Genomic DNA, 12,056 nt, shown 5'->3' on the forward strand with positions numbered 1-12,056 from the left:
CCACGTTCAAGCCGGCAGGGACGGCGCGTATTGCGCTTCGGAAGTGACCTTGTCATGGAATTCCACGACGCGGCGCACCACTTTGACGGGGTCGTCCTCGATGATGAAAAGGTCCAGGTCGTGCGCGCCGATCATGCCGTTGCCCAGCACCTGATCGCCCAGCCAGTCGACCAGCCCTGACCAGTATTCGCTACCCACCAGCACGATGGGCGCCGGCGGCACTTTGCCCGTCTGGATGAGCGTCAACGCTTCGAAGAGCTCGTCCAGGGTGCCAAAGCCGCCCGGCATCGCCACGTAGGCGAAGCTGTGCATGAAGAACGTGGCCTTGCGCGAGAAAAAATACTCGAACGACAGGCTGATGGTTTGGTATTCGTTGTTGTGGGCCTCGTGCGGCAGGCTGATGTTCAGCCCGATGCTGGTGCCGCCAGCCTCGAAGGCCCCTTTGTTGGCGGCCTCCATGATGCCGGGGCCACCGCCCGCGATGACCGCAAAACCGGCGCTGGCCAGGGCGGCCGAGATGGCGATGGTGGTTTCATAATGGGGGGAATTACGGCTGACTCGTGCACTGCCGAAGACGCTGACTGCGGGCCCGATGTGCGCGAGCTCGTCTGCCGCCGTCCGTATCTCTGACATAATCAGCGGAATCTGTTTGCCGGCGGGTGTTTCCATATCTGCCTTTTTAACCATGAAAAAAACCTTATTACTGGTCGACGGTTCAAGCTACTTGTACCGCGCTTTCCACGCTATGCCCGATTTGCGCAATGCGCAAGGCGAACCCACGGGGGCGCTGTACGGCGTGGTCAATATGCTGCGCAAGCTGGTATCTGATCATAAGGCAGAGTATGCCGCATGTATTTTCGATGCCCGCGGCAAGACCTTCCGCGACGACCTGTATCCCGAGTACAAGTCGCACCGTCCGCCCATGCCCGAAGACCTGGCGGCGCAGATCGAACCCATCCACCGTGCCGTGCGCGCCTTGGGTTGGCCGGTGCTGGCCATTGAGGGCGTGGAAGCGGATGACGTGATCGGCACCCTGGCCAAGCACGCCGCCGAACACGATGTACACACCATCGTGTCCACCGGCGACAAGGACTTGGCGCAACTGGTCAACAGCCACGTCACGCTGGTCAACACCATGACGGGCGAAGTGCTGGACGAGCCGGGCGTGGTCAACAAGTTCGGCGTGCCGCCCGACCGCATCGTGGACTACCTGATGCTGGTGGGCGATACCGTGGACAACGTCCCCGGCGTGACCAAGGTCGGCCCCAAGACAGCAGTCAAATGGCTGACGGAATTCGGGTCCATCGACAAGCTCGTCGAAGGGGCGGACGGCATCAAGGGCGTGGCCGGCAACAACTTGCGCGAAGCCATTCCCAATTTCCCGCTGACGCGCCAATTGCTGACGGTGAAATACGATTGCGACCTGAGCGGCCACGTAGAAAACGTCAGCGACCTGACACCGCGCGAACGCGACATTGCCACGCTGACCGAACTGTATGAACGCTACGGTTTCCGCACCTGGCTGCGCGACCTGACGGGCGACGCCGAGCGCGTGCCCACGGGTGACGCCCGCATCGCGGCGGAGGTGCCCCAGGCGCCCGCCGAACTGGATTACCGCATCATTGCCGACTGGGCCGAATTCGACGCCTGGTTCGAAAAGCTGCAGGCGGCGCCCCTGGTGGCGCTGGACACCGAAACCACCTCGCTGGACCAGATGCAGGCCCGGCTGGTTGGGCTGTCGCTGGCGGTCGAGCCGGGTGTGGCCTGCTACATCCCGGTGGCGCACCGGGGGCCGGACGGCGCAACGCAGTTGCCCAAGGCCGAGGTGCTGGCGCGCTTGAAGCCGTGGCTGGAAGACGCCTCGCGCGCCAAGTTGCTGCATCACGCCAAGTACGACGCACATGTGTTCGCCAACGAAGGCATCAAGCTTGCGGGCATTACCGACGACACGATGCTTGAGGCCTATGTGCTGGAATCGCATCGTGGCGTGGGGCTTAACGACCTGGCCCAGCGCTACCTGGGCCGCAGCGGCGTGTCGTACGAGGACCTGTGCGGCAAGGGCGCCAAGCAGATCGGTTTTGACGAGGTGGCGGTGGACAAGGCGGGGCATTACGCCGCCGAAGACGCCGACTTCACCTTGCAATTGCATCGCGTGCTGCGCCCGATGGTGGCGGCCGACGAAGGGCTTGACCGCATCTATCAATTGGAAATCAAGGTGTCGGCGGTGCTGACCACCATCGAACGCAATGGTGTGAAGGTGGATGCCGACGAACTTGGCCGCCAAAGCCACAAGCTGGGCCAGGAAATGCTGCGGCTGGAGCAAAAGGCCTATGAATTGGCCGGGCAGCCCTTCAACCTGAATTCACCCAAGCAGTTGGGTGAAATCCTGTTTGATCGCATGCAGTTGCCGGTGGTGCGCAAGACCGCCAGCGGCGCGCCGTCCACCGACGAAGACGTGCTGACCAAGCTGGCGCTGGACTATCCGCTGCCGCAGGTGCTGCTGGAATACCGGGGGCTGTCCAAGCTGAAGTCCACCTACACGGACAAGCTGCCGCGCATGATCAACCCCACCACGGGCCGCGTCCACACGCGCTACTCGCAGGCGGCTGTGATTACCGGCCGGCTGGCGTCGTCGGATCCCAACCTGCAGAACATTCCCGTGCGCACCGAAGCAGGCCGCCGCGTGCGCGAGGCGTTCATCGCGGAACAGGGCATGCTGCTGTCGGCCGATTATTCGCAGATTGAACTGCGCATCATGGCGCACGTGTCGGACGACGCCAACTTGCAACGCGCGTTTGCCGCCGGCGAGGACATTCACCGCGCGACCGCTGCCGAGGTGTTCGGCGTGGCGCTGCCGGATGTGTCGACCGACCAGCGCCGTGCGGCCAAGGCCATCAACTTTGGCCTGATCTACGGCATGGGAGTGTTCGGTCTGGCGTCCAACCTGGGCATCACGCGCGATGCGGCGCAGGCCTACATCGACCGCTATTTCGCCCGCTATCCCGGCGTGGCGATGTACATGGAAAACACGCGCCGCGTCGCCCGCGAGCAAGGTTACGTTGAAACCGTGTTCGGTCGACGCCTGCAATTGCCGGAAATCCGTGGGGCTTCCGGTCCGCGTCGGCAGGGAGCGGAACGCGCGGCCATCAATGCGCCCATGCAGGGCACCGCGGCCGATCTGATCAAGCTGGCCATGGTGGCCGTGCAGGACTGGCTGGAAGCGGAAAAGCTGCAGACCCGCATGATCATGCAGGTACACGATGAACTGGTGCTGGAAGCGCCGGACGCCGAGATCGAGGTGGTCAAGGAAGCCTTGCCGCGCCTGATGTGTTCGGTGGCCGAGCTGCGCGTGCCGCTCGTGGCTGAAGTGGGCATGGGCAAAAACTGGGAGCAGGCGCACTAAGCCTGCTGTTCTGTCCCCGCGAACCCGGTGGGCCGTCTTAGGACGGCCCATTTCCGATTTCAGGATTGCAACAATATAATGTTGCGCTTCCTCCCCGCCTCTATTGCGTCCCCCCACATGTTGCTGCTCTGGGTACTTCTTGCCACCGTTACCGGCGGGCTGATCGCCGTCCTTGTCGCCAGTTGGCTGGCCTACAAGGTTTTCGCCCAGTACCTGCACCACATGGTCAGCCTGTCGGTGGGCGTGCTGCTGTCGGTGGCGCTGCTGCATTTGTTGCCCGAGGCTTTCGAAGGGGGCGTGGCCGATGCGCATACGCTATTCGGCTTGATGCTGGCCTCGCTGATCGGTTTTTTCGTGCTGGAAAAGATTGCGCTGTTGCGCCATAGCCATCACCACGAGGGCGACGGGCACCACCATCACAAAGGCCACGATCATCACGAAGCCGGGCGTGGGGGCGTGTTGATCCTGATCGGAAGTTCCTTGCACAACCTGTGCGACGGCATTCTGGTGGCGGCGGCTTTCCTGACCGACCCGCTGTTGGGGGTACTGACCGCGGCGTCGATCATCGTGCATGAAGTGCCGCACAAGCTGAGCGATTTCGTTGTGCTGCTGAATGCCGGACTGGCGCGCCGCCGCGCCTTTTCCCTGATCTTGTTCACCAGCTTGTGTTCAGCCGTGGGCGGCATAATAGGGTACTTTGTGCTGCAGCAGGCGCAGGACTGGGTGCCGTATGTCTTGGTGGTTGCCGCCAGCAGCTTCCTGTATATCTCGGTGGCTGACCTGATGCCGCAGATGCATGAACGGGTGTCCCTTTCGGATGCCGTCCCGCAATTATTGCTGGTGGGCGTGGGCGTGGCGCTGATCTACAGCGTGACGACCGTGATGCACCATGGGCACGAGCACGGCGCCGATGCTGGCCACGACGCTCCCCATGCCGAGCACGGCCACTCGCACTAGGCATAGCCCGACCGCCAGCACCAGGGCGCGCGCGGACGGGACACCTTGATGTCCAACCCATACACAGGAGTCCGCCATGAGTTTTTCCGCAGCCGCCGGCAACGTCGCCCCCACCGTCATACACACTGACACCGAAGGTCTGGCCCACGGAGACTTCAAGCTGCCCGTGGCCGATGGTTCCATTGCCGCGTATTACGCCGCGCCGCAAGGGCGCCGCGACTTGCCTATCGTGCTGGTGGTGCAAGAGATTTTTGGCGTGCACGAGCACATCAAGGATCTTTGCCGCCGTATCGCCAAGGCCGGCTATCTGGCGGTTGCCGCCAATCTGTACGAGCGTCAGGGCGACGCTTCCACCTACACCGATATTCCCAAGCTCATTGCCGACATCGTCAGCAAGGTGCCCGACGAGCAGGTGTTTGCTGACCTGGACGCCAGTGTGGCCTGGGCCGCGGACAACGGCGGCGATGCCAAGCGCGTGGCCATCACCGGCTTTTGCTGGGGCGGCCGCCTGACCTGGATGTACGCCGCGCACAACCCCGACGTCAAGGCGGCGGTGGCCTGGTACGGCAAGCTGAGCGTGGGCCATGGCCCGCTGATCAAGCGCGTGGCGTTCGACGTGGTCAACGACCTGCACGCGCCGGTGCTGGGCCTGTACGGCGCCCTGGATGCCAGCATCCCGCTGGCCGACATCGAGACCATGAAGACGAAGCTGGCGGCTGGCAACGCCGCGGCCAAGCAATCGGAGTTCGTGGTGTACCCGGACGCTGACCATGCCTTCCTGGCGGACTACCGCGCCAGCTACAAGCCCGAGGCCGCCAAGGATGGCTGGACTCGCATGCTGGCGTGGTTCCAGCGCTACCTGTAAGCCGATAGGCGCCGTTTGGCGGGGGCTGTGTACCCCGCTTTGTTTCCAGCTTTGTTTCCTGCTTAGTTGCCCGCTTAGTTGCCCGCTTCTCTCAGGCGGCTGGGCAACAACTCCCCATGGCGGGCCAGCAGCGGGTACGCGGCCGCACCCACCAGGTGCGAGTTGATGCCCTTCATGTCGCGCAGAATGTCCAGATACAGCGCGCCGACTTCGGCGGCATCGACCTCGCCCGACTTGATCTTTTGCAAGTGCGTGTCGGCCGCTTGTATCTCGATCGTGCGAAAGCGCGCCTTTTCACCGGCCAGGGCGCGCGCCTGGCGCAGGTCGTCGTTGACGAAGAGCGCGGCGGCCTGACGCTGGTTGGCAATCAATTGGCCTAGCGTCTCGTCCAGGCTGGCGCGTTGCTCGGGTGAAAACACCCAACCTTGCTTGCGCAGCTTGGCCACATGGCTCAACAGCCCGTGGTGGGCGATGTCGCCGGCATGGCCGATGTTGCTGGCAAAGGCCAGAATGTCATCCATGCGCTGGACGTCGTCGCGCGTCATGTTTTCCTGGTCCAGCGTGGCCAGGTAGGTGGTGATGGCGTTTTCCAGCTTGTCCAGCGCGGCGTCCAACTGACGCGCCTGCACCATGCGGTGACGGTTGTCGCGCTTGAAACCGGCGCGGGCGTACAGCAGCAAGGTTTGCAGCATGTCGGCCATGCGCAGGGCTTCGCGCGCCGCGTTGCCCAGCGCCACCGCCGGCACGTCATGCGCCCATTCATCCAGGTACTGCGGGCGAGACGGGTCGTTGGGGTCGGCCCGTTTGGGCAACCAACGGGTCAAGAGCGCCGCGTAAGGCGTCAGCAACGGCAGGAACAGCAGTGCGATGACCGCGTTGAACAGTGTGTGGAAATTGGCGACGGCGCGTGCCGGGTCGCTGGCCATGTCGCTCATCAGCGGTTGCAGCACCGGCAGCAGCATCAGCCCGGCCAGCACGCCCAGCACCCGAGTCAGCAGGTTGCCCAAGGGCAGGCGGCGGGCGGCGGGGTCGTCGCCGGTCACGCCTTCGATCATCGGGTTGATGGCGGTGCCCAGGTTGGCACCCAGCACCAGCGCAAAGGCCACGTGGGGCGCCACCATGTGATGGCTTGCCAGGGACATTACCAGCACCACCACCGCCACGCTGGAGTGCGCGGCCCAGGTGAAGGCGGCCGACAGCAGCACGGCGGCCACCGGCTGGGTGGCCAGCGCGTCCAGAATCATGCCCAGCATCGGGGCGGTCTGGAAGGGCTGAAAAAGCTCGACCAACTGATGCAGGGATAGCAACAACAGCCCCAGGCCGATGAATACCCGGCCCAGGTCGCGGGTGCGTCCAGGCGGATAGCGGCGGAACAGCCAGACGCCGGCAAGAATAAGAATGGGGGCAAGCGAGGTCAGGTCGAACGACAGCAGTTGCACGATCAGCGTGGTGCCAACGTTGGCGCCCAGCATCGCGGCCAAGGCCGGCACCAGGCCGACCACGCCGCCCGCGGCGAAACCGGTGATCATCAGGCCCGTGGCCGTGCTGCTTTGCAAGGCGGCAGTAATGCCCAGGCCTGCCGCGAAAGCGCGCAAGCGTGTGCCCAGGGCTCGGCCCAGCGCCGCACCCAGAGCCGCGCCGAAGGCACGCTGGACACCGGTTTGGACCATGTGCACGCCCCACAGGAGCAGGGCGACGTAGCCGGCGAAGTCAAGCAGGGTGATAAGACCAGACATCCAGGGGTGTTCCCGTTCTTTTTATGACAAGTAATAATTTTGTAATGATCGCATGCCTGCCGGGGTGGCGAAACCCGCGGCAGCGATACAGCATACGCTGGCCAGGTTTCCTGCGCGCGGTGTTGCCAGCGCGTATCATTGCCTGACTATTCGTTGATGTATTGGAGTGTGTGGCGTGGCCGTTTCCGTATTTGATCTGTTCAAGATTGGCATAGGCCCGTCTAGTTCCCATACGGTGGGGCCGATGCGGGCCGCCTTGCTGTTCGCGCAGGGCCTGGAACGCGACGGCCTGATTCCCCGGGTTGCGCATGTGCGCGCCGAACTCTACGGTTCGCTGGGCGCCACGGGCAAGGGGCACGGCACCGACAAGGGCGTGCTGCTGGGGTTGATGGGCGAAGCCCCCGACACGGTAGACCCGGCCGCCATTGAAGGCATGATCGCGTCGGTGCGCGCCAGCCGCCAACTGCCGCTGCTGGGCCGCTACCCCGTGGCTTTCGTCGAAAAGGAACACATGGTGTTCTATCGGCGCGAAGCCATGGCCGAGCACCCCAACGGCATGAAATTCCACGCGATCGACGCCAACGGCGAGTCGTTGCGTGAATCGCGCTACCTGTCGGTCGGGGGCGGTTTCGTGGTGACGGCGGGGGCTTCCAACAGCCAGGTGATCGCCGCCCACAACCAACTGCCATACCCGTTCCGCTCGGGCCGCGAATTGCTGACCATGTGCCGCGAGAACGGTCTGACGGTGGCGCAGTTGATGATGCAGAACGAGCTCACCTGGCGCGAGGCATCGGACACGCACAGCGGGCTGGACCGTATCTGGCAAGTGATGCAGGACTGCGTGGCCCGCGGTTGCGGCATCAACTACCCCGAAGCCGACGGCGAACTGCCCGGCCCGTTGCGGGTACGCCGCCGGGCGCCCGAGCTTTATCGCAACCTGACCCAGCGCGCCGAGCGCACCCTGTCGGATCCGCTGTCGGTCATGGACTGGGTCAACCTTTACGCCATGGCGGTCAACGAAGAGAACGCCGCCGGTGGCCGGGTCGTCACGGCGCCCACCAACGGCGCGGCGGGCATCATTCCCGCGGTGCTGCACTATTACGACCGCTTCGTTCCCGGCGCCAACCACGACGGCGTGCGGGAATTCCTGCTGACCGCCGCGGCGATAGGCTTGCTGTACAAGTACAACGCGTCGCTGTCGGGCGCCGAAGTGGGCTGTCAGGGCGAAGTGGGCGTGGCCTGTTCGATGGCCGCTGGCGGTTTGGCCGCGGCGCTGGGCGGCTCGGTCGAGCAAGTTGAGAACGCCGCTGAAATCGGCATGGAACACAACCTGGGCCTGACCTGCGACCCCGTGGGCGGCTTGGTGCAAATCCCCTGTATCGAGCGCAACGCCATGGCGTCCATCAAAGCCGTGAACGCGGCCCGGATGGCGCTGCGTGGCGACGGTCAGCACTATGTGTCGCTGGATTCGGTCATCAAGACCATGCGCGAAACCGGGGCCGACATGAAGACGAAGTACAAGGAAACCGCGCGCGGCGGCCTGGCGGTGAACATCGTCGAGTGCTGATGGCAGGGGGGATGCTCCCTGCGGAACCTGCAAAAGAAAAGTCCCTCGGCTGAGGGACTTTTTTCTGCCTGCCAACCGGGCGGTGTCAGACCACGCGGGCGTTCTGCAACGCGGCGATGCGCGACGGAATCGGCGGGTGCGAGGCGAACATGGCAGCCAGGCCGCCACGGCCGGTGATGCCCGAGGCTTCAAAGGACTTGGGCAGGTCGCCCGGCTCCAGGCCGCCCAGGCGGGCCAGCGCGCGGATCATCGGTTCGCGCGCGCCCATCAACTGGGCCGAACCGGCGTCGGCGCGGTATTCGCGTTGGCGAGAGAACCAGGCCACGATGATCGAGGCCAGCACGCCGAAGATGATTTCACAGACCAGCACGGTGATGTAGTAGCCCGGGCCGATGCCGCGTTCATTCTTGAACACCACGCGGTCGATGAAGTAGCCGACCACGCGGGCCAGGAACACGACGAACGTGTTCACCACGCCCTGGATCAAGGTCAGCGTGACCATGTCGCCGTTGGCGATGTGGGCCACTTCGTGCGCCAGCACGGCAGCCACTTCCTCTTCGCTCATGCTTTCCAGCAGGCCGGTCGACACGGCGACCAGCGAGTCGTTCTTGAATGCGCCGGTGGCGAACGCATTGGGCGCGCCTTCGTAGATGGCGACTTCCGGACGGCCGATGCCGGCGCGGTCGGCCAGTTGGTGCACGGTGTCGAGCAGCCAGGCTTCGCGCTGGCTGCGCGGCGCATTCGGGTCCAGCACTTGAGCGCCGGTGCTCCACTTAGCCATCGGCTTGCTGATCAGGAGCGAGATGATCGCGCCTGTGAAACCCACCACCACCGAGAAGATCAGCAGCGCGTTCAGGTTCAGGCCGTTGGCCGTGATGTAGCGGTCTACGCCCAGGATGCGCAGCGTGGCCGACAGCACGAGCATGACGGCCAGGTTGGTGATGATGAACAAGGCAATGCGTTTCATGTTTTTGTGTTCCTCTGCGAGCGGGAAATGCCCGGGTTCGACATGACGGCGGCCCGCCAGTTCCCCGACTCGCCGGCACCGCTCCCGATGGCGAAGAGTATAGTATCGCTTTCCCCTAGTTCCCCCCACTTTTCCCTTAGCGCAGAACCCCAATGCAGGCTCTCTGGATGTTGTTGGCGTCCGCCATGTTCGCCATCATGGGGTCGTTCGTGAAGTTCGGCACCGAACACGGCGCCTCGTTGCCGCAGATCGTGCTTTTTCGTGGGCTGCCTTCCGTTCTTCTCTTGCTGCTGTGGGCGCGCGCCGGCCGCCAATCCATCGTTCCGACCAGTTGGAAGCTGCACTTGTGGCGCAACTTGTCCGGCGTGACGTCGATGTGGCTGGGGTTCTTCGCCATCTCGCACCTGCCGCTGGCCACCGCGACCAGCCTGAACTACACCGCACCGCTGTTCATTGCCTGTTGGATGTTGGGCTGGGGCGGCGCGCAGCGCGACCCCGTCCGCATCATTGCCGTGGCCTTGGGTTTCCTGGGTGTGATCGCCGTGTTGCGGCCGAGCATCACCGACGACCAATGGCTGGCGGCGCTGATGGGGATGGGGGCGGGCGCCATGTCGGCGGTCGCCATGATGCAGATTCGCCAACTGGGCCGGATCGGCGAACCCGAATGGCGCACCGTGCTGTTCTTTTCCGTGGCGGTCTGCGTGTCCAGCGTCGTCGGGCTGTGGTTCGAAGGTTGGGGCGTGGCGGACTGGCAGGGCTATGCGTCGCTGGTGGGCGTGGGCGTAGCGGGCATGTTCGGCCAGCTTGCCATGACGCGGGCTTTTGGCGTGGGCTCGGCGCTGCTGACGGCGGCGCTGCAATACAGCACCATTATTTTCGCGGCCTTGCTGGGCATGGGCTTTTGGGGCGACCACCTGGATGGTCTGGCCTGGGCCGGCATGGGCTTGATCATTTCCGCGGGCCTGTTGTCGGTATGGCGCACCATGCGCGACCCCAAGCCGGCCTGACGGACAAACCCGCTAGACAGGAGCACACCGAATGACGATGACACTGATTTCCGCCGCCGATCTGGCGGGCCGGCTTGACGCCTCAGGGCCTGGCGCTTCCGACATCCGCGTCTTCGACGTGCGTCACGACCTGACCAACCACGCGGCGGGTCGCCAGGCATACGATGCCGGCCACATCCCCGGCGCGCGTTACCTGGACCACGAAACCGAGCTGGCCGCGCCGCGCACCGGCAAGAATGGTCGTCATCCGCTACCCACGCGCGCGGAGCTTGGCGCGCTGATGGCCGCCCATGGCGTGACGCCGCAAACGCTGGTGGTGGCTTATGACGCCAGCGGCGGCATGTACGCGGCGCACCTGTGGTGGATGCTGCGCTGGCTGGGCCACGAGCGCGTGGTGGTGCTGGACGGCGGCTGGCAGGCCTGGGTGGCGGCCGGGCTGCCGACCACAACCGATGCCGCCCCGGCCGTGCGTGCGGGCCAGCCCGTTGAACCCGGCGCGCCGCTGGTCGCTTCGGTTGACGCGCAGGCCGTGCTGGACAATATCGACCGGCCCGCCTTTACCGTGATTGACGCGCGCGCCGCCAACCGCTATCGCGGCGAAGTCGAACCCATGGATCCGGTGGCCGGTCACATCCCCGGCGCGCTCAACCGGCCCAACGGCGAAAACCTGCAAGCCGACGGAAGCTTCAAGTCCGCCGAGCAACTGCGCGCGGAATTCGCTGGCCTGCTTGGCGGCCGCGACCCTGGTGTCATCGTGCACCAATGCGGCTCGGGCATTACCGCCTGCCACAATCTGCTGGCCATGGAAATCGCCGGCCTGTCGGGTTCGCGGCTGTACCCCGGCTCGTGGAGCGAGTGGTGCAGTGACCCGTCGCGCCCGGTGGCCAAGGGCGCCTGAGGCGCGCGGCGCCACAAAGCCAGGGCTTGCACCCTGGCTTTTTTTCGTCTTGACCGTGCCGTGCCAGGTTGCCCGCGCTACCAGATCGCCGCCAGCTTGATCCGCCCGGACACGCTTTCCGCGATTTCAAGAAAGTGGTCCAACGGGGGCGTTGCCAGCCCCGGAACCTTGGCCATATCGTCCCAGCGGCGCAGGCGGATCGCATCGGGCGCGCCCGGCATGCTGGCGAAATCCACCGCCTGGCCCGCATCGAAGCTGCCCCCTTGCAGCGCCAGGCTGCGCTTGGAATCCTCCGACAGTGACGCTTCGTATTGCGGCTCGACATAGCAAAGGTAACGCTTGGCCTCCACATGCAGGCGGATCGGATCCAGCACGGCCGAGCTGAACAGCCCGCGCAGAAACGGCAGCACGAAATACTGGTGCTTGTCGTCGACGCCGCGCAGGGTGGGGGTGCCGGGGCGGTCGGCGATCAGGTGGCCCAGGTCATGCAGCAGGCAGGCGGTAATCAGCGAAGCGTTGGCGCCATGGCGTTCCGCCAGCGATGCCGTTTGCAGCGCATGCCGCAAATGGCTGACGGACTCGCCATGGTAGGAACGGTGTCCACGTTCCAGGAAAATCTGTTCGATGTCTTGCAAGGTCAAGGCCATGGTTGTCTC

General features: G+C 64.6%; 10 protein-coding genes. 6 read left to right on the forward strand and 4 right to left on the reverse strand.

Annotated elements, in window-relative coordinates; translation table 11 throughout:
- Positions 1-6: 6 nt before the first annotated feature.
- Positions 7-633 carry a TIGR00730 family Rossman fold protein gene (locus ELS24_RS08245; protein ID WP_050446093.1) on the reverse strand — a complete coding sequence of 209 codons (627 nt, stop codon included), beginning with the start codon at positions 631-633 and terminating at the stop codon, positions 7-9.
- A gap of 52 nt (positions 634-685) precedes the next feature.
- Between ELS24_RS08245 and polA the strand changes: the two genes are divergently transcribed.
- The 3 genes from polA to ELS24_RS08260 all read left to right on the forward strand — a co-directional run bounded on the left by polA (position 686) and on the right by ELS24_RS08260 (position 5,225).
- Positions 686-3,403: a DNA polymerase I gene (gene polA, locus ELS24_RS08250; RefSeq protein ID WP_127183831.1), complete on the forward strand. Its 2,718-nt coding sequence runs from the start codon at positions 686-688 to the stop codon at positions 3,401-3,403.
- Between the two features lie 117 nt (positions 3,404-3,520).
- Positions 3,521-4,360, forward strand: a complete 840-nt coding sequence (locus ELS24_RS08255) for a ZIP family metal transporter (protein WP_050446068.1) — start codon at positions 3,521-3,523, stop codon at positions 4,358-4,360.
- Positions 4,361-4,436: 76 nt separating this feature from the next.
- Complete coding sequence (locus ELS24_RS08260) at positions 4,437-5,225, forward strand: dienelactone hydrolase family protein (protein WP_127183832.1); 789 nt, start codon at positions 4,437-4,439, stop codon at positions 5,223-5,225.
- A 74-nt stretch (positions 5,226-5,299) separates the two neighbouring features.
- On the opposite strand, the gene ELS24_RS08265 is transcribed toward ELS24_RS08260, so the two are convergent.
- Positions 5,300-6,961: a Na/Pi cotransporter family protein gene (locus ELS24_RS08265; RefSeq protein WP_050446066.1), complete on the reverse strand. Its 1,662-nt coding sequence runs from the start codon at positions 6,959-6,961 to the stop codon at positions 5,300-5,302.
- Positions 6,962-7,136: 175 nt separating this feature from the next.
- Here ELS24_RS08265 and ELS24_RS08270 point away from each other — a divergent pair, with 175 nt between their 5' ends.
- Positions 7,137-8,528 carry an L-serine ammonia-lyase gene (locus tag ELS24_RS08270; protein ID WP_050446065.1) on the forward strand — a complete coding sequence of 464 codons (1,392 nt, stop codon included), beginning with the start codon at positions 7,137-7,139 and terminating at the stop codon, positions 8,526-8,528.
- Positions 8,529-8,613: 85 nt separating this feature from the next.
- Here the strand turns inward: ELS24_RS08270 and htpX are convergent, their stop codons facing one another.
- Complete coding sequence (gene htpX / locus ELS24_RS08275; RefSeq protein WP_127183833.1) at positions 8,614-9,495, reverse strand: protease HtpX; 882 nt, start codon at positions 9,493-9,495, stop codon at positions 8,614-8,616.
- 152 nt (positions 9,496-9,647) lie between these two features.
- Between htpX and ELS24_RS08280 the strand changes: the two genes are divergently transcribed.
- Positions 9,648-10,502, forward strand: coding sequence for a DMT family transporter (locus ELS24_RS08280; RefSeq protein ID WP_050446063.1), 855 nt, complete (start codon positions 9,648-9,650; stop codon positions 10,500-10,502).
- Positions 10,503-10,533: 31 nt separating this feature from the next.
- Positions 10,534-11,400: a sulfurtransferase gene (locus ELS24_RS08285; protein WP_127183834.1), complete on the forward strand. Its 867-nt coding sequence runs from the start codon at positions 10,534-10,536 to the stop codon at positions 11,398-11,400.
- Positions 11,401-11,477: 77 nt separating this feature from the next.
- On the opposite strand, the gene ELS24_RS08290 is transcribed toward ELS24_RS08285, so the two are convergent.
- Complete coding sequence (locus tag ELS24_RS08290) at positions 11,478-12,047, reverse strand: phosphonate degradation HD-domain oxygenase (RefSeq protein ID WP_050446061.1); 570 nt, start codon at positions 12,045-12,047, stop codon at positions 11,478-11,480.
- Positions 12,048-12,056: the final 9 nt, after the last annotated feature.

The sequence above is a fragment of the Achromobacter spanius genome, from assembly GCF_003994415.1.
Classification (GTDB): domain Bacteria; phylum Pseudomonadota; class Gammaproteobacteria; order Burkholderiales; family Burkholderiaceae_B; genus Achromobacter; species Achromobacter spanius_C.

Coding starts and splice junctions, on each gene's coding strand:
- ELS24_RS08245 (WP_050446093.1), bottom strand. CDS start 633: ATGTCAGAGATACGGACGGCGGCAGACGAGCTCGCGCACATCGGGCCC.
- polA (WP_127183831.1), top strand. CDS start 686: ATGAAAAAAACCTTATTACTGGTCGACGGTTCAAGCTACTTGTACCGC.
- ELS24_RS08255 (WP_050446068.1), top strand. CDS start 3,521: ATGTTGCTGCTCTGGGTACTTCTTGCCACCGTTACCGGCGGGCTGATC.
- ELS24_RS08260 (WP_127183832.1), top strand. CDS start 4,437: ATGAGTTTTTCCGCAGCCGCCGGCAACGTCGCCCCCACCGTCATACAC.
- ELS24_RS08265 (WP_050446066.1), bottom strand. CDS start 6,961: ATGTCTGGTCTTATCACCCTGCTTGACTTCGCCGGCTACGTCGCCCTG.
- htpX (WP_127183833.1), bottom strand. CDS start 9,495: ATGAAACGCATTGCCTTGTTCATCATCACCAACCTGGCCGTCATGCTC.
- ELS24_RS08280 (WP_050446063.1), top strand. CDS start 9,648: ATGCAGGCTCTCTGGATGTTGTTGGCGTCCGCCATGTTCGCCATCATG.
- ELS24_RS08285 (WP_127183834.1), top strand. CDS start 10,534: ATGACGATGACACTGATTTCCGCCGCCGATCTGGCGGGCCGGCTTGAC.
- ELS24_RS08290 (WP_050446061.1), bottom strand. CDS start 12,047: ATGGCCTTGACCTTGCAAGACATCGAACAGATTTTCCTGGAACGTGGA.